The 24,901-nt window shown below is 61.1% G+C and carries 22 protein-coding genes; 9 read left to right on the forward strand and 13 right to left on the reverse strand.

The window, feature by feature from the left end; translation table 11 throughout:
• Positions 1 to 59: 59 nt before the first annotated feature.
• Complete coding sequence (locus IB248_RS20955; protein ID WP_192241589.1) at positions 60 to 1,583, reverse strand: outer membrane beta-barrel protein; 1,524 nt, start codon at positions 1,581 to 1,583, stop codon at positions 60 to 62.
• A 125-nt stretch (positions 1,584 to 1,708) separates the two neighbouring features.
• Between IB248_RS20955 and IB248_RS20960 the strand changes: the two genes are divergently transcribed.
• Complete coding sequence (locus IB248_RS20960; protein ID WP_018859915.1) at positions 1,709 to 2,704, forward strand: KpsF/GutQ family sugar-phosphate isomerase; 996 nt, start codon at positions 1,709 to 1,711, stop codon at positions 2,702 to 2,704.
• On the opposite strand, the gene IB248_RS20965 is transcribed toward IB248_RS20960, so the two are convergent.
• Together IB248_RS20965 and IB248_RS20970 are read right to left on the reverse strand one after the other, a co-directional pair.
• Positions 2,705 to 3,160: an NfeD family protein gene (locus tag IB248_RS20965; RefSeq protein ID WP_018859916.1), complete on the reverse strand. Its 456-nt coding sequence runs from the start codon at positions 3,158 to 3,160 to the stop codon at positions 2,705 to 2,707.
• Positions 3,161 to 3,163: 3 nt separating this feature from the next.
• Positions 3,164 to 4,171 (reverse strand): SPFH domain-containing protein, encoded by a 1,008-nt coding sequence (locus tag IB248_RS20970; RefSeq protein WP_018859917.1) that lies wholly within the window; start codon positions 4,169 to 4,171, stop codon positions 3,164 to 3,166.
• 203 nt (positions 4,172 to 4,374) lie between these two features.
• Between IB248_RS20970 and queC the strand changes: the two genes are divergently transcribed.
• From queC to queE, 3 genes are read left to right on the forward strand one after another with little or no spacing between them, the layout of a single operon-like run.
• A complete protein-coding gene (queC, locus tag IB248_RS20975; protein WP_018859918.1) occupies positions 4,375 to 5,085 on the forward strand; it encodes a 7-cyano-7-deazaguanine synthase QueC in 711 nt (236 codons plus the stop codon).
• The gene (gene queD, locus IB248_RS20980; RefSeq protein ID WP_018859919.1) at positions 5,085 to 5,441 is read left to right on the forward strand and encodes a 6-carboxytetrahydropterin synthase QueD; all 357 of its coding nucleotides are present in this window, start codon (positions 5,085 to 5,087) and stop codon (positions 5,439 to 5,441) included. Before queC ends, queD begins: the two co-directional genes overlap by 1 nt.
• Positions 5,438 to 6,175 carry a 7-carboxy-7-deazaguanine synthase QueE gene (queE, locus tag IB248_RS20985; protein ID WP_192241590.1) on the forward strand — a complete coding sequence of 246 codons (738 nt, stop codon included), beginning with the start codon at positions 5,438 to 5,440 and terminating at the stop codon, positions 6,173 to 6,175. Before queD ends, queE begins: the two co-directional genes overlap by 4 nt.
• On the opposite strand, the gene hemH is transcribed toward queE, so the two are convergent.
• The 7 genes from hemH to IB248_RS21020 form a co-directional block, all read right to left on the reverse strand.
• Positions 6,176 to 7,213: a ferrochelatase gene (gene hemH / locus IB248_RS20990; protein WP_113470647.1), complete on the reverse strand. Its 1,038-nt coding sequence runs from the start codon at positions 7,211 to 7,213 to the stop codon at positions 6,176 to 6,178.
• Between the two features lie 122 nt (positions 7,214 to 7,335).
• The gene (locus IB248_RS20995) at positions 7,336 to 9,219 is read right to left on the reverse strand and encodes a bifunctional metallophosphatase/5'-nucleotidase (protein ID WP_113470648.1); all 1,884 of its coding nucleotides are present in this window, start codon (positions 9,217 to 9,219) and stop codon (positions 7,336 to 7,338) included.
• A 400-nt stretch (positions 9,220 to 9,619) separates the two neighbouring features.
• A complete protein-coding gene (omp10, locus tag IB248_RS21000; protein WP_018859923.1) occupies positions 9,620 to 9,988 on the reverse strand; it encodes an outer membrane lipoprotein Omp10 in 369 nt (122 codons plus the stop codon).
• Positions 9,989 to 10,158: 170 nt separating this feature from the next.
• The gene (locus IB248_RS21005) at positions 10,159 to 11,610 is read right to left on the reverse strand and encodes a homospermidine synthase (RefSeq protein WP_062373039.1); all 1,452 of its coding nucleotides are present in this window, start codon (positions 11,608 to 11,610) and stop codon (positions 10,159 to 10,161) included.
• 133 nt (positions 11,611 to 11,743) lie between these two features.
• Entirely contained in the window at positions 11,744 to 12,619 is an 876-nt protein-coding gene (locus IB248_RS21010) for a DUF3445 domain-containing protein (protein WP_192241591.1), read from the reverse strand.
• 100 nt (positions 12,620 to 12,719) lie between these two features.
• Positions 12,720 to 13,688 carry an MBL fold metallo-hydrolase gene (locus tag IB248_RS21015; protein WP_169682314.1) on the reverse strand — a complete coding sequence of 323 codons (969 nt, stop codon included), beginning with the start codon at positions 13,686 to 13,688 and terminating at the stop codon, positions 12,720 to 12,722.
• Between the two features lie 150 nt (positions 13,689 to 13,838).
• On the reverse strand, positions 13,839 to 14,123 hold the full coding sequence (locus tag IB248_RS21020; RefSeq protein ID WP_018856047.1) for a YciI family protein: 285 nt from the start codon (positions 14,121 to 14,123) through the stop codon (positions 13,839 to 13,841).
• A gap of 133 nt (positions 14,124 to 14,256) precedes the next feature.
• Here IB248_RS21020 and IB248_RS21025 point away from each other — a divergent pair, with 133 nt between their 5' ends.
• The gene (locus IB248_RS21025; protein WP_113470651.1) at positions 14,257 to 15,165 is read left to right on the forward strand and encodes a GGDEF domain-containing protein; all 909 of its coding nucleotides are present in this window, start codon (positions 14,257 to 14,259) and stop codon (positions 15,163 to 15,165) included.
• Here the strand turns inward: IB248_RS21025 and IB248_RS21030 are convergent.
• Genes IB248_RS21030 through IB248_RS21040 form a run of 3 tightly spaced genes read right to left on the reverse strand, consistent with a single transcriptional unit; the run spans position 15,162 to position 18,826 of the window.
• Positions 15,162 to 15,788, reverse strand: a complete 627-nt coding sequence (locus IB248_RS21030; protein WP_113470652.1) for an aminotransferase class IV family protein — start codon at positions 15,786 to 15,788, stop codon at positions 15,162 to 15,164. The two genes, IB248_RS21025 and IB248_RS21030, sit on opposite strands and share 4 nt — an antisense overlap.
• The gene (locus IB248_RS21035; RefSeq protein WP_018856044.1) at positions 15,785 to 16,945 is read right to left on the reverse strand and encodes an aminodeoxychorismate synthase component I; all 1,161 of its coding nucleotides are present in this window, start codon (positions 16,943 to 16,945) and stop codon (positions 15,785 to 15,787) included. Before IB248_RS21035 ends, IB248_RS21030 begins: the two co-directional genes overlap by 4 nt.
• Positions 16,946 to 16,966: 21 nt before the next feature.
• On the reverse strand, positions 16,967 to 18,826 hold the full coding sequence (locus IB248_RS21040) for a M3 family oligoendopeptidase (RefSeq protein WP_113470653.1): 1,860 nt from the start codon (positions 18,824 to 18,826) through the stop codon (positions 16,967 to 16,969).
• A gap of 205 nt (positions 18,827 to 19,031) precedes the next feature.
• Here IB248_RS21040 and IB248_RS21045 point away from each other — a divergent pair, with 205 nt between their 5' ends.
• The 4 genes from IB248_RS21045 to IB248_RS21060 all read left to right on the forward strand — a co-directional run bounded on the left by IB248_RS21045 (position 19,032) and on the right by IB248_RS21060 (position 24,901).
• Positions 19,032 to 20,585, forward strand: coding sequence for a sigma-54 dependent transcriptional regulator (locus tag IB248_RS21045; protein ID WP_192241592.1), 1,554 nt, complete (start codon positions 19,032 to 19,034; stop codon positions 20,583 to 20,585).
• Positions 20,586 to 20,763: 178 nt separating this feature from the next.
• Positions 20,764 to 22,656 carry a DUF882 domain-containing protein gene (locus tag IB248_RS21050; protein WP_192241593.1) on the forward strand — a complete coding sequence of 631 codons (1,893 nt, stop codon included), beginning with the start codon at positions 20,764 to 20,766 and terminating at the stop codon, positions 22,654 to 22,656.
• A 170-nt stretch (positions 22,657 to 22,826) separates the two neighbouring features.
• Positions 22,827 to 23,735 carry a LysR substrate-binding domain-containing protein gene (locus IB248_RS21055; protein ID WP_192241594.1) on the forward strand — a complete coding sequence of 303 codons (909 nt, stop codon included), beginning with the start codon at positions 22,827 to 22,829 and terminating at the stop codon, positions 23,733 to 23,735.
• 59 nt (positions 23,736 to 23,794) lie between these two features.
• Positions 23,795 to 24,901: an HPP family protein gene (locus tag IB248_RS21060; RefSeq protein ID WP_192241595.1), complete on the forward strand. Its 1,107-nt coding sequence runs from the start codon at positions 23,795 to 23,797 to the stop codon at positions 24,899 to 24,901.

The following is a 24,901-nucleotide window of genomic DNA, read 5'->3' on the forward strand; positions in this document are numbered from 1 at the left end:
CCTGCCTGTCAAACGAATTAGTCCGCCTCCAAGGCTCCCACTTGGAGGCGGATTTCGTTTCAGTGCTTCAGTTTCAGACCGACGCCGGCCCGCCATTGCTCGGAATCGCTGCTTGTCTTGCGGGACGTCAGCTCGTAGCCAATGGTGCTGGTCATATCGAGGTAGCGGTTGATGTTCCAGGTCAGCCCGGCGCTCGTGGTGTAGACCGTCTCGTCGCTGGTCGGGCTATCCGACGGATAGTCGCGATAGATGATGCCGCCGAGGACAGTGCCTGTCAGATTATCACGCAGTTGATGCGTGACGCCCGTCGTCAAAGCATGCGAAACGTAGCCCGATTCGCCAGCTGTGGTCGACGGGTTGATGCTTGTCAGCAGGCCGATGTCGACGTCCGTACCTCTGAGCGGCGACCAGAATAGCTGAGCATCCACCACGGCCGCGTCGATGTCCGAGAGGCGGTCGTCGTCGAAGGTGGCAGTCTGATAGCCAACCCCGACCTCGCCGCGGAGTTTTTCACCCAAATCGAGCTCGACGCCGACCTTGGCGCCATAGCTATCTCCCGACCTGCGGAAGCCGGCGGAATCGATACTCTCGTCATAGACCGTCTTGCCGACATTGCCTTCGATGAAGGGGATGAGAGCCGGGGAAAGCTCGTAGCCGATGCGGCCGCGGATCGTGCCGCTCGTCTCGTTGCGATCGGCCAGCGAAACGGTCGTTCCATCGGACAATGTCGCGTCGGAATAGATCGTACGGCTGACATCGATAGCGGTGCTGCCGCGCAGGATGCCGAAGTCGCGTTCGATCGAGGCGCCGGTGCTGAATTCCTGAACATCCGATTGCTGGTCCGCGTTCTGGATGGCATTCGGATCATCAGTGTCTTCGCGGTAGAAATGGTAGCCGCCGATGATATGTGCGGTCGTATCCTCGGGAAGATCGAGCCGCAGGTCGCCGTCGATCCTGAAATCCGGCTGTTCCTCGCCTTCGCCGCTGACGTTCTTCTGCCAGGCGCCGTCGGTGGTCACCGTGAGTTGGTGCAGCGCCCAGTCGGAGGTCATCGTGGCGTGCAGATCCGTTTCGAGGAAGCCACGCGTCTGTTTGATGCCGGCGTCCTTCTGCGTCTCGGTGTTGATGCTCTGGGTAACGGTCGGACGCAGAACGAAGGTGCCGATGCGGATGCCCGGCGTTTCCTCGGCCGCCGGATTCGGCTCCGGCTTGCGGGCCGGCAGCCGCTCGTCGAGCGGCGCTTCGCGCGTGTTGAGGCGTATCATGTCCTCATCGAGGATCGCACCGGTCGTCTCGTCGCTCGGTTTTTGATCGGCAGCCGCAATCGGCGCAGCAGTGGCCGCTGGCGCCGCATTGTCGGCCGTTGACATAGTGCCGGCCGGTGTTTCAGGGATATCGCCTTCATCCTCCACCGCCGCAGCAGCAGGTGCGGTGGACGAGCGGATCGAGCTGTTGGAAACGGGCGTCGACTGCGCAAGTACGGCGTGGGGCGCGAGGAAAGTGCCTGTCATCAGAGCCATGGACACGGCAAAGCCCGTCGCGCGGAGCGGCGTGAGACTGCTCGTGTCCTTCCAATGGCTCATGTGTATCCTGGCATGCGTCGAAGCGTTACCCGAACGTAAAGGCTTGTGGTTAACCATTCGTTGCGCTGCGATGCCCGTGAGGGCAGCCGATGGACACGGCGGATGAAAACCGCTAACGCAGTGCCATGATCAAGAGAGCGGTAAATGTCATCGAAAACGGTGTCCTGGAGTCTGCGAAACGGACAATCGGCACCGAGAGGCGGGCGCTTGAGGCCCTGGAGCGAGCTTTTGACGACGGCTTGGCCGGGCCTTTCATGCGGGCCGTCGAGACGATCAACGGCGTCACCGGTCGCGTCATCGTTACAGGCGTCGGCAAGAGCGGCCACATCGGTGTGAAGATCGCGGCGACGCTGGCGTCGACAGGAACGCCGGCCTTCTTTGTCCATGCGGCCGAGGCAAACCATGGCGATCTCGGAATGATCGGCACGACGGATATCGTCCTTGCCCTTTCCAAGGGCGGCGAAAGTGCCGAGCTTCGCAGCATCATCGGCTATACGCGCCGGTTCTCGATTCCGCTGATTGCCGTCACATGTTCCGAAAGATCGTCGCTTGCCACGGCATCCGACATTGTCCTGTTGATGCCGAACGAGGAAGAGGCCTGTCCGCATGGGCTGGCTCCGACCACCTCGACGCTGATGCAGCTCGCCATGGGCGATGCGCTTGCCATCGCGCTGCTTGAGGCACGAGGCTTTACGGCGCGCGACTTTCACGTGTTCCATCCGGGCGGCAAACTCGGGGCGAGTCTCAGCCATGTCGCCGATATCATGCATACGGGCGATCGCGTCCCGTTGGTGGCCAAGGGAACGCCGGTGCCGCTGGCGATCTCGACGTTGTCTCGGAAGCATTTCGGCTGCGTCGGTATTCTGGACGAGGATGAGCGCCTCTGCGGCATCATCACGGAAGGCGACCTGGCACGCAACCTGACGCGCAACCTCTCCGAGCTCGTTGTCGACGATATCATGACGCGGACACCAAAGACGGTGAAGCCGACAGTGCTGGCAACGGCCGCGCTTGCCATGCTCAACCAGCACAGCATCGGAGCACTGATCGTGGTCGACGACGACAACCGCCCGATCGGGCTCGTGCACTTCCATGATCTGCTTCGGATCGGCGTGGCCTGATCAGACCTGTTCTACCGTCAGATCGCGCCCGCTGCTCGCCACCACCTTTACCTTGGTGCCTACAGGCAGGTCCGGGCCGTTTACGAGCCAGAACGTATCGTCGAGGCGAATACGACCGCGCCCTTCGCGGATGGGCTCCGCCAGCGTCGCGGTGCGCCCGATGAGGCTTTCGGCCCGCTGATTGAGGAAAGGCTGATCGGTTTCACCGTGCTGCAGGGTCAGCTTGCGGCCGACCACCGTTGCCACGACTGCAAGAAGCGCAAAGAGGATGGCCTGAACCTGCCAAAGCCAGAAGCTGCTGTCCCAGAACAGTAGCGACAGCATGCCGACGATAAGGGCGGCAAGCCCGATCCAGACAAGGAAGACGCCCGGCGCGATCAATTCTGCGGCCAGCAGCACCAAGCCGGCGATCCACCAGCTCCAGGGTCCGAGTTCCGCGACGAGGCTGGCGATCATGGCTCAGCGCTCCGTTGGCGGGTTGAAGGGGTTGACGGCCGGGGTGGTTCGCGGGGTTGACTGCTGGCGTGGTGGTGGCGGCGGCGTCGGGTTGTCGCCGAAGACCTCCCTGGCGATCGCTCCAATGCCGCCAAGCGAGCCGATGATGGACGAAGCCTCGACCGGCATCAGCACGACCTTCGAACTACCGGCGGTACCGATCGCGGTGAGAGCTTCGGTATATTTCTGGGCTACGAAATAGTTGACGGCCTGAATGTTGCCCGATGCAATCGCCTCCGACACCATCTTGGTTGCCTTGGCTTCTGCTTCGGCGAGGCGTTCTCGAGCCTCGGCGTTGCGGAAGGCGGCTTCGCGCTGACCCTCGGCCTGCAGGATTGCCGATTGCTTGGAGCCCTCGGCACGCAGGATCTGAGCGTTACGGGAGCCTTCGGCCTCCAGCACCTGCGCGCGCTTCTCGCGTTCGGCCTTCATCTGCCGCGCCATGGCGTCCACCAGGTCGCGTGGTGGCTGGATGTCCTTGATCTCGATGCGCGTCACCTTGATGCCCCAAGGCCGGACGGCATCGTCGACGACGTGCAGCAGCCGGTCGTTGATGGCATCACGGTTCGAGAGCAATTCGTCGAGATCCATCGACCCCATGACGGTACGGATGTTGGTCATCGTCAGGTTCAAGACGGCATTCTCGAGGTTCGCGACCTGATAGGCTGCCTCGGCGGCGTTGAGGACCTGGTAGAAAGCGACGGCGTCGGTCGAGATGGAGGCGTTATCCTTGGTTATAACCTCCTGGGTCGGCACGTTCAGGACCTGTTCCATGACGTTCATGCGGGCGCCGATACGCTCGATGAAGGGGGTGATGAGGTTGAGGCCGGGCTCCAGCGTGCGCGTATAGCGGCCGAAACGCTCGAGGGTGTAGCGGTAGCCCTGCGGCACGATCTTGATGCCTGCAAACAGCACGAGGATGACGAAGATCACCAGTGCTATGACGACGATATCGAAGCCACTCAGAACCATGAAACTCCCCCGCGATAGAATCGACTGATGCAACCTTAGACGAGCCGGCCTGAAACGCCAGCATCTTCGGCTGGCGAAGCTATCCGGTTTATGGATTCGATATGGGATGTCAGTCGACTATTCACAACGGGAGCGCTTTGCATTAGAAGGCGCGCAGGAAATACCGGTCGCAGCCCACCCGGTCAAAACAAGGGATCCTCATCATGAAGACGATCGTCATCTGCTCCGGCGGATTGGACTCCATTTCGCTCGCCCATCGCGTGGCGGCGGAGCATCAGCTTATCAGCCTGCTTTCCTTCGATTACGGACAGCGCCACCGCAAGGAACTGGACTTTGCCACAGCCTGCGCCAAGCGGCTCGGCGTACCGCACCAGATCATCGACATCCGCACCATCGGCCGGCACCTGACGGGTTCGGCCCTGACCGACGATGTCGACGTGCCCGACGGCCACTATGCCGAGGAGACGATGAAGGCGACCGTGGTGCCGAACCGCAACGCAATCATGCTTGCAATCGCGTTCGGTCTCGCAGCGGCCCAGAAAGCCGACGCGGTCGCCGTTGCCGTGCATGGCGGCGACCACTTCATCTATCCCGATTGCCGCCCGGGCTTCATCGATGCTTTCCAGGAGATGCAGAACCAGGCGCTGGATGGCTATGCCAGTGTTTCGCTGCTGGCTCCCTACGTCAACGTCTCGAAAGCCGATATCGTTACCGATGGTGCGAAATACGGGACGCCATTTGCCGAGACATGGTCCTGCTACAAGGGCGGTACGCGCCATTGCGGACGGTGCGGCACCTGCGTCGAGCGGCGCGAGGCCTTTCATCTGGCCGGCGTCGCCGACCCCACGGAATACGAGGATCCGGATTTCTGGGTGGCGGCCACAGCAGGCTATTCGGCCAGGGAGGTGAAGTGATGTTTCGCATCACCAAGGAGTTTCACTTTTCCGCGTCGCATCAGCTGACGCATCTGCCCGCCGATCACCAGTGTGCTCGCCTGCACGGTCACAACTATATCGTCGTGGTGGAACTGGCCGCCGCCGAACTCGACGAGAACGGCTTCGTTCGAGACTATCAAGAGCTTTCGCCGCTGAAGCGCTACATCGACGAGCGCTTCGACCATCGGCATCTGAATGAGGTGTTCGGCCATGATCGCGTGACCTCGGAATATCTCGCCAAGCACTTCTACGACTGGTGCAAGGAGCGACTGCCGGAGACTTCCGCCGTGCGCGTCAGCGAGACACCGAAGACCTGGGCGGAATACCGACCGTGAGCGGGGCTCGCGAGGCCCAGATCCGCGTCAGCGAGATCTTCGGGCCGACGATCCAGGGGGAAGGCGTCCTGATCGGCCTGCCGACCGTCTTCGTTCGCACCGGCGGCTGCGATTATCGCTGTTCTTGGTGCGACAGCCTGCATGCTGTGGATAGCGAGTATCGCGATCAATGGCTGCCGATGACCGTCGATGGCATATGGGCGGAGGTGACGCGGCTCTCCGGCGGCAAGCCTCTGATGGTCTCGCTTTCGGGTGGCAACCCGGCGATCCAGCCGCTTGGCGGTCTGATCGCGCATGGGCATGAGCAAGGCTACAGATTCGCGCTGGAAACGCAGGGGAGCGTCGCCAAGGAGTGGTTTGCCGATCTTGATGTGCTGGTGCTGAGCCTGAAGCCGCCCTCGAGCGGCATGGCGACGGATTGGGATGCGTTCGAGGTCTGTCTCAAGATGGCGGCCTGCGGGCCCGATATCGCGCTGAAGATCGTCGTCTTCGACGACCGCGACTATGCCTATGCCCGCGAGGCGGCGGCGCGCTATCCCGATCTGCCCGTCTATCTGCAGCCGGGGAACCACACGCCTCCGCCGCCTGACGACGACGATGCGCGCGTCGATATCGACGGTATCATGGACAGGATGCTGTGGCTGGTCGACAAGGTGACCGAGGACCGGTGGTTCGAGGCCCGTGTGCTGCCCCAGTTGCATGTTCTGCTCTGGGGCAACAAGCGCGGCGTCTGATCAGGCCCAGCCGAGCAGTTCGCGGCGAACGACCTTTTCGAGCACTCGCATGCCATCCTCGCTGTCGTTGAGGCAGGGGATGTGAGCGAACTTCTCGCCGCCATTCTCATGGAAGGAATGAGCGGCCTGCTCGGCGATTTCTTCCAGTGTCTCCAGACAGTCGGACACGAAACCGGGGTTCAGAACGGCGATCTTCTTGACGCCGTCTTGGGCCAGCTTCTCCACCGTCTTGTCGGTATAGGGCTGCAGCCACTCTTCCGGCCCGAAACGGGATTGGAAGGTCACCATGAACTTGTCTTCCGGCAGTCCCAGCCGTTCGCGCAGCAGGCGGCCGGTCTTCTGGCACTGGCAATAATAGGGATCGCCAAGCTTGAAATAGGACATAGGAATGCCGTGGAAGGAGGCGAGTACCATGTCCGGCTGCCAGTCGAGCGTCGCCAAATGGTCCTTCACCGAATTGGCAAGTGCTTCGATGTAGGTCTCGTCGTCGTGATAGTCAGGGACGGTCCGCAGCGCCGGCTGCCAGCGCATCTTGAGTAGCTGCTGGAAGGCCTTGTCGTTGACGGTTGCCGTCGTTGCGGCGGCGTATTGCGGATAAAGCGGGAAAAGAACGATGCGATCGCAACCCTCGTCCTTCAGCGCCTCGATGCGCGATGGAATCGAGGGCGTGCCATAGCGCATTGCCCAATCCACCTTCACGTTTGGCAGGTCCTTCAAGCGTTCGGCCATGAGATCGGACTGGTTGCGCGTGTAGGTGCGCAGGTAGCTCTCGTTCCTGTCCTTGTTCCAGATCGTCTCATAGGCCTTGCCCACCTTTTGCGGGCGCGTGTTGAGGACGATGCCGAAGAGGATCGGGTACCACTTCCAGGGTGACCACTCGATGACGCGCTTGTCGGTCAGGAATTCCTTCAGGTAACGGCGCATGGACGTGTAATCGGTGCCATCGGGCGTGCCCAGATTAACGAGCAGGACGCCGACCTTGCCTGATTTGACGGGCGGGTGGTCCGCCGGGCGGTGCGCAGTTTCAATGGTCGTCATTTAAACCCTTGGTGTCTTGTCTGACCGGCTCACACGCAGCCGGACTTCGGTGGTTCACCCTATAGAAACAAAAGCCGGTCCGCGGAACCCCGGACCGGCTTTCAGAATCGAGACAAATCGTCTTACTTCGACGGAATCTGCAGTTCCTTACCGATCGTCAGGTGGCGTGGCGCCGGCGTGCCGTTGGCGTCGGAAATCTTCTTCCAGAGCGCGCCCTCGCCATAGAACTGCTTGGAGAGATCCCAAAGCGTATCGCCGGCGGCGATGACGTGGTTGGTCGGCGTATTCGGGGCGAGCGCTGCCGGAGCTGCCGCGGTGGGTGCCGTAGAAGCTGCCGGTGCTGCCGGGGAGGCGGGCGCGGCCTGTGCGGGTGCCGTCGTGGCAGCTGCCTGGGTACCGGAGGCTGCGACTTCGGTCACGCGACCGTCCGTATAAGGCTTGTAGGGCGAGTGCGCTGCAAGATATTCGGCAGTCACGTCGGCGAGGTCCGGTCCGAAGTCGTAGGCATTCTTGCCCGCCGTCTCGAAGATCGAGTAGCCATCGCCACCTGCACGCATGAAGTTGTTGGTGACGACGCCGTAGGTCTTAGCATCGTCGAGCACCACGAAGGCGTCGCCTTCCTTCGCTTCGACGGAAACGAGGCGGCTGCCGGCAGGTTTGGTCTTATCGAAGGTGTATTTCAAGCCCGATACCTGAGGGAAACGGCCGGCGCCCTGTTCAATCTGGCTCAGGCCATTTTCGAGAGCCTTGCGGATATCGGCACCCGTCAGCTGGAAGGTCGCCAGCGTGTTCTGGAACGGCAGCACGGTGATGACTTCGCCCTGAGTGACGTCGCCGGCATCGATCGAGGCGCGCAGACCGCCGCCATTCTGGATGGCGACGCTCATGCCCTGGCTCTTGCCGCGGTCGAGCATGGCGTCGGCGACGAGGTTGCCCATTGAGCATTCCTCGACTCGGCAGACAGTGCGGTCGCCTTGGATCGGGGCTTCGCTGGAACCGATGACCTTCTTGCGCAGTTCTTCGATCGGCTTGGCGAGTTCGGCGATACGCGCGGTGAGGCTCGGATCCGGAGTGAAGGAGAAATCGATCAGGATCGGGTCGCCCTTGGCGTCCTTGACGACGCCGTTGTCATCGAAGGTGACGACGAGGTCGCCGAGATACTTGCTGTACGATGCCGCCTGAACCACCGGCACCTTGTAGCCGCCGGGATTGTCGACCATCGTCGGGTAGGGGCCTTCCGCCTTCGGGTCGGTGTTGGACAGCAGGCTGTGCGAATGGCCGCCGACGACGACGTCGACATCGGGGATCTTGGCGATGGCTGCGAGGTCGCGCGGATAGCCGACATGGGTCAGCGCGATGATCTTGTTGATGCCTTGCTTCTTCAAGTCTTCGACGGCCGCGGTGATGGTCTGCACGTCGTCGGCGATCATCACCTTCGGGCCGGGCGAGGACAGTTCTTCGGTATCGTTGGTCACGGCGCCGACGATGCCAATCTTCTGGCCGCCGACCTCGAGCACCAGCGAAGGCTTGATGCGATCGCCGAGCTTGGAGCCGTCACCGGCCAGGACATTGGCCGAAATGACTGGGAATTGCACCTTGTCGAGGAAGGTCGCCAGGCCATCCTCGCTGTCGTCGAACTCGTGGTTGCCGACGGTCATGACGTCGAACTTCATGTCATTCAGCATTTCGGCTTCGACCGCGCCCTTGTAGGTCGTGTAGAAGAGCGATCCCTGGAAATTGTCGCCGGCATTCAGCAGCAGCGTGTTCTTGCCGTTCAGGGCGGCGCGACGCTGGTCGATCGCGGTCTTCAGGCGGGCGGCGCCGCCGAAGCATTCCTTCTTGCCTTCTTCCTCGGCCGAGCAGGTGGAATCGAACTTGTTGATCGACTCGATGCGCGAATGGAAATCGTTGATGTGAAGGATATTGAGTTCGTAATCGGCAAAAGCGGCGCTGCTTGACAGCGCCAGCATCGACGCGGTCAACAGACCGAACTGAAAATTCGTCATCCTGCTCTCCTGATTTTTCGGCGAAGCCATATCCCCTGCGCTCCGCCGTCCCTAGGTGATCAATGTTTCCACCAAGCATTTAGCGGCGGCAAGAGAAAAAGCTGTGACAGAAGCGGCGCATTCCAAGGGCGGTAAACGAAAAACCTCGCGAGAGGCTGCTTTCAACAAACCCTAGAGCTGCTTTCTTTTTTCGAACGACGAAAATCCGCTCAGGCTGCGAACGCAGTCATCCTCTGAAACCGGCTTGTTGAGAATTTGAGGACGGCCAGCGTGATCTCGCGGCAGCAACGTGACGTCAATCGGTCGCCCGACCCCGTTCTATAAATAACGGCGGTCGCGTCCTCGGGGCCTTTTGGCAGACCAGAACCATTTAGTCCAACGCAAATCGAACCTTACAGCTCTACATGCGGCGCGTGAGCGTGAATTGGGAACCGGCGTCGGAGGTGCAATTGAGCTGGCTCTGGGTCACCAGCGCGCAGTTGACCTTGGATTGCGTCTTGCGCACCAGCGAGGTCATGTTGATCTCGACCAGCGACGGGGAGGTGTTCACATAAGTGCCCGACGCGAGAAGCTGGTTGCTGTCGGTCGTGCGCGTGGTGAAGGTTCCGGCCTGGAATGTGGAGATGATGCCGTTCGGATCCGACCATGAACCCTCAACGCCTGTCTGAGCCGGGGTTGCAGCGACCGGTACCGGGCGCGGCGACGACGTGGTGCAGGCGCTCAACGCCGCGGACGCGCCGATGAGGACAAGGAGGGGTCTGATTCTCATGAGTTTCTCCCGGGGCTTCGGAACGAGAACTATCCGTGTGGTTGTGAAACACATGGCGCGAGCCGGTAGTTAAGGCAAGACTTCAAGGTCTCATGACGGCATTTATACAGCAGGCGTTACAAAAATGCCCGCCGCAAGGCGGGCATCTTCAAATGCGGTTCGGGCTGGGATCAGCGAACGAGGATGTTCTTGAACTGCCACGGATCCTTGGTGTCGATCTCTTCCGGGAAGAGCCCCGGGCGACCTTCCAGCGGCGTCCACTCGGTGTAGTGGCCTTCGACCGGGCCGAGGTACCGGCTCTGCACCTCGAGGCAGCGCTTGTAGTCGATTTCGTCGGCTTCGACGATACCGGCCGTCGGATTTTCAAGGGCCCAGACCATGCCGGCGAGAACGGCGGAGGTGACCTGCATGCCCGTCGCGTTCTGGTAAGGCGCGATGCGGCGCGTTTCCTCCAGCGACAGGCGGGAACCGTACCAGTAAGCGTTCTTCTCATGGCCGTAGAGCAGGACGCCGAGTTCGTCGATGCCGTCCTCCAACTCGTCCTCGTCGAGAACGTGGTGAACCGGCTGCGGGTTGCCGCCGTTGCCGAACATCTCATGCATCGAGAGAACCGCGTCGTTCGCCGGATGGTAGGCGTAGTGGCAGGTCGGACGGAAGGTGACTTCGCCGTCCTTGTCGCGAACGGTGAAGAAGTCGGCGATCGAGATCGCCTCGTTGTGCGTTACGAGGAAGCCGTACTGCGGACCGGGGGTCGGGCACCACGTGCGGACGCGAGTGTTGGCGCCCGGCTGCTCGAGGTAGATACCAGCCTTGCAACCCTTCTTGTGCTTCTTGCCGTTCTTCGGCATCCAGTTTTCGTGGGTGCCCCAGCCGAGTTCGGCCGGCTGCAAGCCTTCGGAGATGAAGCCTTCAACCGACCAGGTGTTCCAGAAGACGTTAAGCGGCTTCGGATGCTTGGTACGCTGCGTGTCGCGCTCGGCGATGTGGATGCCCTTGACGCCGACCTTCTTCATCAGCTTCGCCCAGCCTTCGCGGTCGTGCTGATCCGGCTCTTCGAACTTCACACCGATATCGTTGGCGAGGTTGACGAGCGCCTTCTTGACGAACCACGAAACCATACCCGGGTTTGCGCCGCAGGTGGAGACAGCAGTCGGACCGCCCGGGTTCTTCGCCTTTTCCTTGCGAAGAGTTTCACGCAGTGCGTAGTTGGTGCGGTCGGCATTCTTCATGCTCTTGTCGAAGTAGAAACCGAGCCAGGGCTCGATGACGGTATCGATGTAGAGAGCGCCGAGCTTGCGGCAGAGCTTCATCAGGTCGACCGAACCGGTGTCGACGGAGAGATTGACGCAAAAACCCTGGCCACTGCCTTCGGTCAGAAGCGGTTTCAGCAGTTCCTTGTAGTTTTCCTTCGTGACATGAGCCTTGATGTGCTTCACGCCATGCTTTGCCATGATTTCGGTGTGATCTGCGTCGTCGCGCGGGTCGATGACTACCATCCGGCTCTTGTCGAATTTGAAGTGGCGCTCGATCAGCGGCAGGGTACCGCGGCCGATGGAGCCAAAGCCGATCATCACGATCGGGCCAGTAATTTCGGCATATACCGGGTGGGTTTGTTCCGTCATTCTTTCTTTTCTCCTGTGGAAGGCGACGAAGGCGATGGGCCTTTAGGAATTCATCTGGAAATTGCGCAGAGAATGCGAGATTATCGGCTCTAACCACAAAACGGCGTCACAATAAAGAGCAAGAGCATAAAACTCAGGCGGGAGAGAGGGTGTCCGCGAGCGCTCGAAGCTTCGCGACGAGTTCGGCCTTCTGCAGTATCAGACCTTTATAGGCCGCCTGCTGCTCATCGAGACTATCCAGCTGCGCGGCGAAGCTTCCGGCAAGTTTGGCGGCATTCGGGTGGTCGGCGATCGCGGCTATCGAATCGACATAGACGCGGATGGTAAACAGAATATCGCCCGACTTCGGCAGTTTGTGCAGCGTCTGGCGCTCGACGCGAGCAAAGCGCTCGGCGAGCGTGAACGGGTCGGCCGACGGCGGGCGGCGGTGTTTGGAGAGTGGCAAAAATAGTTCATCCGTGACGTTCACGGACCAGTTCAGCCGTTCCACAGGTTGCGAAACCTGCAGGTTATCGAAGATGCGGGTGATGAGTGTCGCGTTACGCGTACCTTCGCCGAAACCGGGCACGTCGGCGTGAATTGCCTGCATCGGGCGACCGAACTTCTCCTGCAGCGACCATGAGGACGGGAAGGCGACAAAGCCGGCGACAAGATGCCAGCCGTCTTCCCTACGTCGCATGATGACGAGATCGTCCTGCACCAGCAGGCCGGCACGCAGCAGGGGCGGTGCATCCCGCTCGGTTGCATGGGCAACGCTGTCGGCAAGCTTCGGATGATATTCCGCAAGATAAGCCAGCAGGAGATCGAAGACCTCCTGCTGTGCTTCCGCGGTATCCGCCTCGGCAACGAAGATCTCGTCGCGATGTGTCTCGATCAGGCGTCGTTTCTCGCCGACATAGCGGGCCCAATCGTCATCCGGCTCGATCCAGCGGCTAGGATCGAGCGGCATCAAACCGATGGTGAAAGGCCGGGCGGAGCCGCCATAGGGTGTATAGGTCAGAGGCGTCATGATCGCACTCTATGCCGCCAATGTCCCCCGATGGAAGACCGTCCGCCACAGACTGTCCGGATGGGGCCAGATTTGGCTCATGCCCTGACCCGACAAGCCCTCAGTAGTCCCAGAAGACCGGCACCCAACGAAAATCGTCGCCCTCGACTGCAACGTGGCCAACGGACGGGAACGGCAGATGAGTAGCCACCAGCAGTCCGCCGGTCTCCGCCAGCTCCCGCAAAAGTCGGACCCGGACGCGGGCCGCTTCTTCTGGATCGTGTTCGAAACCGTTATACCAGTCGGGGTGTTCGAACCCGACCGCGAACACGGCGTCGCCGGCAAACATCAGCCGATCGTTGCCGGACGCCACGCGGACCACGCTGTGCCCAGGGGTGTGACCGCCGGTACGTGTGGCGACCACGCCCGGCGCTACCGCTTGCTCTTCATCGAACAGCCGCAGATGGCTGCGGTATTCTTCCGTGAAACGTTTGGCGGCCGCCCGAAGCGCGTCCGGGAACCCCGGCGGCATCGAGACGCGGGAGAAATCGGGCGACTCCCAGAATTTGACCTCGGCGGCCGCCACGTGAATCCGCAGGTCCGGCCGCAGCCGTTCCTTCACTCCGTCGACGAGCAGCCCGCCAACATGGTCCATGTGCATGTGGGTGAGCACGATGTCGGTGACGGATCCAAGATCGATGCCAGCCGCCTCCAGTCGCTTGGTCAACTGCCCGGCCCGCGGCAAGTTCAAGTCCGGGTCCAATCCCAGCCCAGCGTCGATGAGTATGGTCTGCCCGCCGCTGCGCACCACGACCACGTTCAGCGCCCAGTCGAAAGCGTCCGGCGGCAGGAACATGTCCTTAAGCCAGGCCGCCCGGGCGGTCGGGTCGGCGTTATGTCCCAACATCGCGGTTGGAAGCGGCAGTACCCCATCGCTGACCACCAGCACGTCAATCTCACCGACCCGGACCGCGTAGCGCGACGGGACCAACTCTTCGGGCCGCAATCTTCCGGGCTGTGAGGTGTTGTTCTGGGTCATACCTGACTTCTGCTGACCCATCGTACCGCGTTTTGCTTCAGCCTGTGACATAATGCGCTCCTGTCTTTCGTGAGAGACATATCGGGCAACGGACCATGCGGACTCTATGGTGAAGCGTTTTGGCGGTCGAGGTACACCTAAGTTTGGGGCGGCCCGTGCTCCAAGTAGAGCACAGTGAATTGGCGGTGCGCCGGTTGTGAATCAGCCCTTTAAAATATCCAATCCCTCGATAGTCGTGGTGATGGCGACCTCGGTGATCTCGTATTCGGCGATGCCATGCACCGTGAAGGGATCTTTTGCGACGTAGGCCTCGATTTCGGCATGCTGACCGACCGCGAGCACCACGCCGCCAGTTCGCGGCACCTTGCGGCCGGAGGCGAGGAACCAGCCTTTTGCATAGCCTTCCTTGACCCAGGCCATATGCGGCTCCATATGCCTGTCGGCTTCCTCGTTCGGCTTCACATAGGTCAGGGCGAGGATGAACATCGCAGAATTTCCTTTCGGGGTGTTGTGTTCCGATGCATGTGAATATTCAATCGGCGCCGAGCCATCCATCTTCTTTTTTGAGCTCTGCGCCAAAGTGCGAACCATTGTTTGCAGCGTGCCCCGGAACAATTGGATGAACCAGATATCTGAGCGGCTTGCCGAATTGCAGGAAGAAAGCGCGGTCCTGATCGCCGTTTACGATCAGGAAGACCGGTTGCGCTATGCAAATGCTGCCTTTCGTTCGACTTTCGCCATCGAACCGGACGAGACTCCCTTGTGGTCGGAACTCATGCGGCGCAATACGAAGGCGGGCAAGGGGACGATCATTCGCACTGCTGATTTCGAGACTTGGCTCGTTTCCGCGCAATCGCGCCGGGGCAAGCTGCCGTTCAGGGCGTTCGAAACCGACGTCGTCGACGGTCGCTGGTTCTGGATGACCGAGACCGTGCAGAAAGACGGCTGGATGCTTTGTGTTGCTAGCGACATCACCTTTCTGAAGCAAAGCGGGCGAGACGTACGGCAGGACCGCGACTTTGCGCTGCGGGCCTCGCAGACGGATGAGTTGACCAGTATTTCCAACCGTCGCTTCATGATGGCGGCGCTGGAGAGCCTGATCGCGGGGCAGGCCTCTGCCAATCCCGGCACTGTGGGCTGCATCTGCATCATCGACCTTGATTTCTTCAAGCGCATCAATGACATCTATGGCCACCAGTTCGGCGACGATGTGCTGATTGATTTCTCACGCCGCGTGCAGCCGGTTATCCGCCGACGTGACAGCTTCGGGCGGATCGGCGGCGAGGAATTCATGTTGATCCTGCCGGATACGACCCTGGCGCAGGCCGAACTGATCATAGAACGCCTCATCGGAATGGTGCGCGGCGCGCGTCCTATACCCACCGCACCGTCCTTCTCTTACACCTGCTCTGCAGGGTTGGCGGAGTTGCGGCCAGGAGAGACGGCGCGCGAGGTCTATGCCCGCGCCGACGAAGCCCTGTATCACGCCAAGCAAAGCGGCCGCGATCGGTTGAAGATCGTGGCCTAGCTGAGGAGGCGGGCCGGTATCAGTCCGCGCAACGAATTACCCATATAGAGTGTTCCGGCTGTCAGATCGTGGACAGAGATGCGTCCAACCCGCGCCTTGCGCTGGCAGATCAACTCGGTGCGCAAGACGCCGGCGAGCAGGCCGCAGGAGATTGGTGGCGTGCGCAACACGCCTGATCCGTCGTCGAGAAAGACTGAGGTGATGGTGCCTTCGCAGACCTCGCCGCGCTCGTTCAGAAGCAGAACTTCGTCAACTTCGGACGACGGATAGTCGGCGCGTGCGGTCTCGTAGACACCACGGCGCGTCGTTTTCATCCGCAGCAATTTGTCGGCGGAATCGAGACGGGTTTCGGCAATCCGGACCTTCCATGTGGTGCCTTCTGGGATCGGCGCGAAGGGAGCCGTGGTGATCTCGATCTGCCCCAGCCGGTCGAGCGTCAGACGCGTTCGCCGTGCCGTTGTGGCGCTGCTAACCGCTTCTTTCAGTTTCGCGGTAGCATCCGTGGGGTCTGGAAAGCCGATGCGGCGCGCGGAGCGGGAGAGGCGCGCCAGGTGCAGGCGCAGCCTGACGAAACCGGCTTCGGGTTCCCAACGCAGTGTTTCGAGCAGCGAGAAGTCGTTCATCGCACGATCTCCTGATCGCCGATCGCAAACCGCGCTTTCAGCAGGCACTCCTCGTATTCGGCTTCGGCGGTGGAATCAAAGACGATGCCGCCGCCGACGTTGAAGACCGCCTTGCCATCGGAAAAGAGGCTAATGGTGCGGATCGCCACCGAGAAGCGCATGCCGCCGCCGGGCGCAATCATGCCGATCGCGCCGCAATAGGCGTCGCGCGGTGTGTCTTCCAGCGCGTGCAGGATCTGCATGGCACTGAGTTTTGGGGCGCCGGTGATCGATCCGCAGGGAAAGAGGGCAGCGAAGATATCGCGAATGGTCAGATTCGGAAGGAGTTTCGCCTGCACGTGGCTGACCATCTGGTGGACGGTCGGATAGGTCTCGATGTCGAAGAGTTTCGGGACATCCAGGGTGCCGACCTCCGTGATGCGCGAGATGTCGTTGCGCAGCAGATCGACGATCATGCGGTTTTCGGCTTGCGTCTTTATGTCGTCGCGCATCGCGGCGACGATTGCCGCGTCCTCGGTATCATCGGCCCCGCGTTTTGCCGTTCCCTTCATCGGATGTGTTTCGATCCAGCCCTCTTCGTCGGTGCGGAAGAAGAGCTCGGGCGAGCGTGAAAGCAGGATGGGGCCGCCGAGATCGACCAGCGCGCCGTATTTCACAGGCTGCCTCGAAATCAGCGACCAGAAGGCGTCGCGCGGATCGCCGGACCAGCGGGCGGTGATCGGCATGGTGAGGTTTGCCTGGTAGCAATCGCCCTGACGTAGGTGCCAATGCAGGCGATCGAATCGCTCTTTATATCGAGCAAAGTCCCAACCGGCCTTGGGCTCGCTCAGGAATTCGTCGTTTTCGCTGCGGTGTGTCTGCTGCGCGAGAGGATGGATACCGGCTTCGGGAGTATCGAAGACGCCGAAGGCGAGCAGCGGCGTCTCCCGGCCTTCAGGCAGGAAAGCGGCGAGCTTTTCCTCGAAGAGGTAGCCGGCTTCATAAGCCATGTAGCCCGCCAGCCATTTGCCAGCCGCTTTTGCCTCTTCCATACGGGCAAGGCCCGCAAGGAACTCGGCGCGCGTCCGGGCAATGATGATCTCCGACGGATCGGAAAAGAGCATCACTTGCCCGGTCGTGTCATCCCGGAACAGAACGTAGCGTTCAGCCTTGGTCATGCCTGCCTTTGGATCGAGAGCTTATGCGCTCTTATCAAGTGCTTCCAATTCGTCGATCAGCCCTTCGATCATCGACAACCCCTTGCTCCAGAACGACGGATCGGTGGCGTCGAGGCCGAATGGCTTCAAAAGCTCCGAATGATGCTTGGTGCCGCCCGCCTTCAGAAGCTCGAAATACTTCTCCTGAAAGCCCTTGTCGGCCTTCTGGTAGACGGCATAGAGCGAGTTCACCAGGCAATCGCCGAAGGCGTAGGCGTAGACGTAGAAGGGCGAGTGGATGAAGTGCGGGATATAAGCCCAGTAGGTCTCGTAGCCTTCCGAGATCTTGATCGCCGGCCCGAGGCTTTCGGATTGCACTGAGAGCCAGAGTTCTCCGATATCATCCGATGTCAGTTCGCCGGCCTTGCGGGCGGTGTGGACTTTGCGCTCGAACTCGTAGAAGGCGATTTGGCGCACGACCGTATTGATCATGTCCTCGACCTTCTGGGCAAGCATCGCCTTGCGCTCACGCTTGTCCTTGGTCTTGTCGAGAAGGGCGCGGAAAGTCAGCATTTCGCCGAAGACGGATGCGGTTTCGGCAAGCGTCAGCGGCGTCTGGCACATAAGCGCGCCCTGGGCGCCGGCCAGAACCTGATGGACGCCATGGCCAAGCTCGTGGGCGAGCGTCATCACGTCGCGCGGCTTGCCGAGATAGTTGACGAGCACATAGGGGTGCGCCGACGGAACGGTCGGGTGCGCGAAGGCGCCGGGCGCCTTGCCGGGGCGGACGGGGGCGTCGATCCACTGCTCGTCGAAGAAGCGCTTGGCGATTGCGGCCATCTCCGGCGCAAAGTTGCCATAGGCCGACAGCACCGTGTCCTTCGCCTCGTTCCAGGAAATCACGGCATTGGAGGTTTCCGGCAGCGGTGCGTTGCGGTCCCAGAAGTTCATTTGGTCCATGCCGAGCCATTTTGCCTTCATCTTGTAGTATCGGTGCGAGAGGCGGGGATAGGCTTCCTTGACGGCAGCCGCCAGCGCGTCGACCACCTCGCGCTCGACACGGTTGGCAAGATGCCTGCTGTCAGCAATGTCCTCGAAGCCGCGCCAGCGGTCCGAGATGTCCTTATCCTTGGCGAGCGTGTTGGTGATCAGCGCGAAGATGCGCAGGTTTTCCTTGAAGGTCTTCGCCAGCGCCATCGCAGCCTTATGGCGAACCTCAGGATCCTTTTCCTGGAGCATGTTCAGCGTGACTTCGAGCGGCAGCTTCTCGCCGTCGACCTCGAAGCGCAGGTCCGCCATCGTCTCGTCGAACAGGCGGTTAAAGGCAGCCGCCGAGGTCATCGATTTTTCTAGGAACAGCTGTTCGAGCTTGTCTTCCAGCTGATAGGGCTTGTCCTTGCGCAGGTCGATGAGCCAGGGTCGGTAGTGGCCGGCATCCGGGTCGTTTGCCATGCAGGCATTGATGACGGCGTCGTCGATGCGATTGAGTTCAAGCGCAAAAAACAACAGATGGCTGGAGAATTCGGTGATCTTTGTCTGGGCGTCACCATAGAGCTTGCCGTTCACCGGGTTCGATGTGTCGGAGAAATAAGTAAGGCCGGCAAAGGAGCCGAGGCGCCCGATAATGTCGTCCAGCGCCTCATACTCCTTCAGTGCCTGACCGATGCCCTCGGCGCCTTTTTTTGTCGCGGCATCGGCAAGCTTGCCCTTCCACTTCTCTTCGAAGGCGATTGCCTGTCTGCCGGCCTTCTCCATGTCGGCGGTAAAGGCCGTGGACGTTGCGGAGGGGTAGAGATCCTGCAGCTTCCAGGTCGGCAGTTCGCCCAGAGCGGCGTCGGTCGCGGAGGCAGCAGAACTTGCCGAAAAATTAATGGCGGTGCCGGAGAGCGTGTTTTTCATCATCGGGGTCCTCTTCCTCTTTTGCGACAGGCTTGACTGTCTATGCCGCTAAAGGCTTGGCATCAAGGGGCTTTCGCCTGCCCACAAGCTCCGTTTCGGGTCGGATTCGGCCTCGTCACAAACGTTAAAATGCAATTGTTTCTCAAAACTGGATGTTCAAGCCTTTCTGCCAAAGTGCCTCTCAGGTTTCGCATGAAGTGAGGCAGCAATGACCGGTTACCATGAGCTCAAGGGTGCAGCGCAGATACTCGTCGTCGAGGACGACCCGATCCAGCGTCGACTGCTCAAGAACGCGATAGAGCGTCACGGCCACGTCGTCCATCAGGCGGAAAACGGCCGGATCGGGCTGGAGATGGTGAAGAGAGGCAGCGGCCTCTATAATGTCATCGTTCTCGACCTGATGATGCCGGAGATGACGGGCCTCGAATTCCTCGAGGCACTGCACGAATTCGGCACGCATGTTCCGGTGATTGTCCAGACAGGGCAGGGCGGTATCGAGACCGTGGTGCAGGCAATGCGCGCCGGCGCCTTCGATTTCGTCGTCAAGCCGGTCTCTCCGGAGCGGATTGCCAATTCGATCTCCAACGCCCTGAAGCTCGACCAGCGCGAGGTCAAGGCACGCGCCGGCCGCCGATCGCGCTCCGGCGCAGTCGGCTTCGATGATATCGTTTCGGCCAGCCCGGCAATGCTCCGCGTCATCGATCTGGCGCAGCGCGCAGCGCAGTCGAACATTCCTGTCGTGCTTGAAGGCGAGTCCGGCGTCGGCAAGGAACTGGTCGCCCGTGCGATCCAGTCCGGCAGCGACCGTTCCGGCAAGCCATTCGTCACGGTCAATTGCGGCGCCATTCCGCACAATCTGGTCGAAAGCATTCTCTTCGGCCACGAAAAGGGCGCCTTCACCGGTGCCACCGAAAAGCATATCGGCAAGTTCATGGAAGCCGATGGCGGCACCATCTTCCTCGATGAGATCGGCGACCTGCCGCTCGAGGTTCAAGTCAAGCTGCTGCGCGCCGTCCAGCAGGGGGAAATTGAGACCGTTGGCGCGCGCACTGCGCACAAGGTCAATGTCCGGCTGATTTCGGCGACAAACAAGGATCTGATCGAAGAGGTCAAGAACGGTCACTTCCGCGAGGACCTCTACTATCGCCTGAATGTCTTCCCGATCACCATTCCCGCGCTCCGCAAGCGAAAGGAAGACATTCCGCATCTCGTGCGCGTCTTCACCGAGCGCTTCTCGAGCGAGCAGAAGAACGGCCGTCGTATGTCGGTTAGCTCCGGTGCATTGGCTTTGCTCACAGCCTATGACTGGCCGGGCAATATCCGCCAGCTCGAGAACGCGATTTTCCGCGCGGTGGTCCTCGCCGAAGGCGGTGAGCTGACCGAAGCGGATTTCCCGCAGATTGCGGCACAGCTGCCCGAATACGAGGTCGTTGATCATTTGGCGCTGGTCGCCGACAACAGGCGTGTCGATCGACAAAACGACTTTTCAGCCACCGATTATCCGGCCCATCAGGCCAGCGTCGAAGAGGCGGTTGCACGAATCACGGAGGCGCCCGACAACGCAATTGCGAGCACAAACCCTGCCGGGGATGTGCGCAAGCTCGCGGATGTGGAGGAAGAACTGATCCGATTCGCCCTTAAATTCTATCGGGGGCAGATGAGTCAAGTGGCTCGGAAATTGGGTATCGGAAGGTCCACATTGTACCGGAAACTCAAGGATTACGGCATAGACCCCGACAATCCGCTGAAGGACGCGGCATAGGTTTTCTAATTAACACTCCGGCAATCATCTTTTGTTACGAAACATAAACCACTTGTTAGTGGGCTGTTCACTATGTAAAGAAAAGGTTGAACGCGTGTGGCATTTTTGCCATCGTGTGACCGCATTTAACAGTCAACGGTGTCAAAGAGGGACCATCGGCTGTCTGACGGGGATTGAGTTGCCGGATCTGAATCGGAATACGAGACCTTCGCGCTTGAACTGGCGCACAAGGTCCACGGGCCTTTGCGGAAAGGTGTTTAGGACGGCTATGGCCGCCCTTCTCGCACTCGCCGTTTCGTCGCCTGTTCTAGTCAGTTCGCCTTCCGAGGCGGCAGGCGAAACGCGTAGTCTCAAACTCTATTTCGTCCATACCGGCGAAAAAGCCGTCATCACCTACAAGCGCAACGGCCGGTTTGACCCGAAGGGTCTCCAGCAACTGAACCGGTTCCTTCGCGACTGGCGTAAGAACCAGCCGACGAACATGGACCCGCGCCTTTTCGACCTCATCTGGGAAGTCTACCGTCAGAGCGGCTCGCGCGACTACATCAACGTCGTCTGCGGCTTCCGTTCTCCGGCCACCAACGCCATGCTGAAGTCGCGTTCGCGCAATTCCGGCGTCGCCGAGAAGAGCCAGCATATGCTTGGCAAGGCGATGGATTTCTTCATTCCCGACGTCAAACTGGCCACTTTGCGCGGCATCGGCATGAAAATGCAGGTCGGCGGCGTTGGATTCTATCCGAAATCCGGCTCTCCCTTCGTCCACATGGACGTCGGCGGCGTCCGCGCCTGGCCGCGCATGAGCCGCGAAGAACTGGTCCGGCTCTTCCCCAACGGCAACACGATGCACATCCCATCGGATGGCCGTCCGCTGCCGGGCTACGAGCAGGCGGTGGCCGATTACAAGCGTCGCGTGAGCTCGACGCAGGTGCAGATGGCAAGCTCCGGCGCCTATTCGGGCTCGTCGGTCGGCGATCAGCCAAAGCATAAGACGCTGTTTGCAGCCCTGTTTGGAGGCGGCGCCGACGAGGCCGAAGACAGCTCCGATGATGATAGCAGCGCAGCAGTGGCGGTCGCGAAGGCGACGCCGCCAGCGGCTAACATGCCGAACGCCGCCAATCCCGGCGAGCAAGTGCCCGCGCAGGCTACTGAAGTCGCAAGTGTAAACGCGCCGATTCCGCAGGTGCGTCCGGCGTTCGCCAATCAGCCAGGCGGTAGCGAGATGGCCAGCGCCCTCGTCGCTCCGCAATCCGGAAATGCAGCGCAGCAAGCCCTTTCCGCTGTGACCGAGCAAGGTCAGCAGCAGTTCGCGGATCTCAGCGCCTACAGCGTACCGGTTCCTTCCCTACTCGGACCGCGCCGCTCTCCAGGAGACGCGGAAGTCGCCTCGGCTGATCCATCTGCGATGACGGGGAATCTCGCAGCGGTTCCGACGCCGGGTGAACGACCGGCGCTTGCCGAAAAGCTTCTGGCCGCGGCGAGTGCCGATGCCGAAGCTGAGGACGACATGGTGGACCAGGAAGATACGCTTTCTCCGGCCGTTGCCGATGCCCTCGACCAGCAAAATGTTGATGGCGATCGTCAAGTCGCATCCAACCAGGCGCCGGTCACGAGCGTCGAGCAGGCTATTAACGCGGCAATGCCGCAAAAGGTTCCGGGCGAAAGGCCGCAATTGCAGCTTGCCGCTCTGGTGCCGGCGACGAAGTCCGCAAGCTTCGGCGATGCGTTCGATGCACCGAAGCCGACCGATGCGAATGGACTGTCGCAGGGCCTGCCGACCAAGGGCGGCCGCCCGACGAAGCATGAGGCGGCAGAGGCCGACGCCAGCCGCGCAACGGTTCGCACCGAGCCGAAGCTGACGCAGAAGATCATCTCGCAGTGGGCGCTCACCAATGCCCGCATGGAAATGGTCACCAAGCCGGTCAAGGCGCCTCGCTTCGTCAGCCAGACGCTTCGTGCCCAGCCGACCGCGGTCTATGCGGAGGGCTTCACGAAGACAGCCTCCATCGATCCGGGCCGCTTCAGCGGCACTGCGGTCAACTTCATGGAAGTGCGGAAGTTCGACTCGAACTAAGTCGGACAGAACAAGAATTTCGAAGAGCCGTCGGAGCAATCCGGCGGCTCTTTTGTTTTCCGGGCCAGGGCGGAAAAATCGGGCAACGCGGTCACATCCCAGAAAGAGCGGTTGATTTTCGTTTCCATTTAGAGAATAAAGCGCCTCCCGTATTCTTTTCGAGCGAATATATGGATCTGTCGTCAATTGAAATCTTCAAGGCAGTCGCGGCGCATTCCAGCGTCACGAAGGCGGCGGCCGCAGTGGGGCGTGTGCCGTCGAACGTCACGACGCGCGTCCAGCAGCTCGAAGAGGATCTTGGGGTGGCGCTGTTTTCTCGAGACGGCAAAAAGATGTCGTTGACGCGCGAAGGCACGATCTTTCTATCCTATGCGACACGTCTTGCCGATCTGGCCGTGGAAGCAAAGCAGGCCGTGCGGCCGCTGGCTGCATCGGGCGTGATGCGCGTCGGAACGATGGAAAGCACGGCCGCGAGCCGACTCCCCGAGGTCATCAGGCGGTTCGGGTCGCTGTGGCCCGACGTTTCCCTGCAATTGACGATGGGGGCGACACGGGAGCTCATGCAGAGCGTGCTCGCCGAAGAGCTGGATTGCGCGTTGATCGCGCGGCCGCCGCAGACGTCGCTGGACGAGACGCGCTATGCCGATCTCGACCTCGGCCGGTTTGAAGCGCGGCGGATCTATCTCGAGGATCTGATCCTCGTCCTTCCGCCGAAGCATCCCGAGGTGAAAGCCGCAGCCGATCTGCGTGTCGGGACGCTCGCCGTGATGGAACCAGGCTGCACCTATCGGCGCATGGCCGAGGAGTGGGCTGAGGACGCCGCTTCGCCGCGCACGCTCGAGCTCGGCTCCTATCATGCGATCCTCGCCAGCATTGTCGCCGGCAACGCCTTCGGCGTCATGCCGCGCTCCGTCTACGACCTTCTGCGCTGGCCCGCCGATATCGTCACCCGCGATATTGGCGCAGTGGAGACCTTTCTCGTTCGCCGCAAGGGTGACCGATCGGACGCGTTCGAGGCTTTTCACGATGTCCTCATTGCCTCGAGGGGCAGGGACGGCCTCTCACCTCCAAGCGGCTGACCTCTGCGCGCAACCTTCTTGCAACCCGCACGCTTCGTTTCACAAACTGTCGGTTCGTCATGTCAGATTCCAGCACTCCCAAGGCCCTCGGCCGCCGCTTGTTTTCGCCGATCCTCGCCGGCGCCACGCTGCGTGAGCGCATGCTTGCCTGCCTTGGCGCGCTGATTGCGATCGCGCTGACAGGCATGGTCTGTGGCTACTTTTTCGGCCAGGGCCCGCACCTGCCGCTAATCGTCGCGCCGATGGGGGCTTCGGCCGTGCTGCTTTTCGCCGTGCCGGCAAGTCCGCTGGCACAGCCCTGGTCGATCATTGGTGGCAACACGATCTCCGCCATGATGGGCATTCTCGCCGCACACTTCATTCACGAACCGATCATCGCGATCGGCGTCGGCGTCTCGTTGGCGATCGGCGCCATGTCGTTCACCCGCTGCCTGCACCCGCCGGGTGGCGCCGCGGCGCTGACCGCCGTGCTGGGCGGCCCGGCGGTAGCGAGCTGGGGGCTGCTTTTCCCCTTTGTGCCGGTGGCGCTGAATTCCTGCATCCTGGTGGCGCTCGGCATTGTTTTCCATAAACTGGGACGGCGAAACTATCCGCACGTCGCCGTGCCGGCGCCGGTCAATACGCATCAGACGATCGATCCGCCGTCCGTGACACGGATAGGCTTCCGCGAGGAAGACGTCGATGCGGCGCTGGCGAAGTTCGAGGAAACGTTCGATATCGATCGTGGTGACTTGAGCCGCTTGCTGCGGCAGGTCGAGGTAGAGGCTGCCGTTCGTTCCCATGGCACCGTCAGCTGCGCCGATATCATGTCGCGTGATGTGATTGCGGTCGGGGAGAATGCCACGGCGGAGGATGCGCGCGCGCTGCTTTTGAAGCACAACATCCGCACGCTGCCCGTTAAGGATGGCACTGGGCGATTGATCGGCACGGTCGGGCTGCGCGAATTGATGCAGGCCGAGCAGGTTGCCGGCCATATCGTGACGGCGGCAACCGCTCCTCCAGATGCGCCGGCCGTCAGTCTGTTGCCCGTCTTGACGGACGGGCGCACCCACGCCGTTGTCATCGTCGATCCCACCGGCCATGTCGTCGGGCTCATCTCGCAGACGGACCTGCTAAGCGCCACGGCCCACATGCTGCCGGAACGGACGGCGCGGATCGCGGCCTGA

Source organism: Rhizobium sp. RHZ01 (assembly GCF_014851595.1).
Lineage (GTDB): Bacteria > Pseudomonadota > Alphaproteobacteria > Rhizobiales > Rhizobiaceae > Rhizobium > Rhizobium altiplani.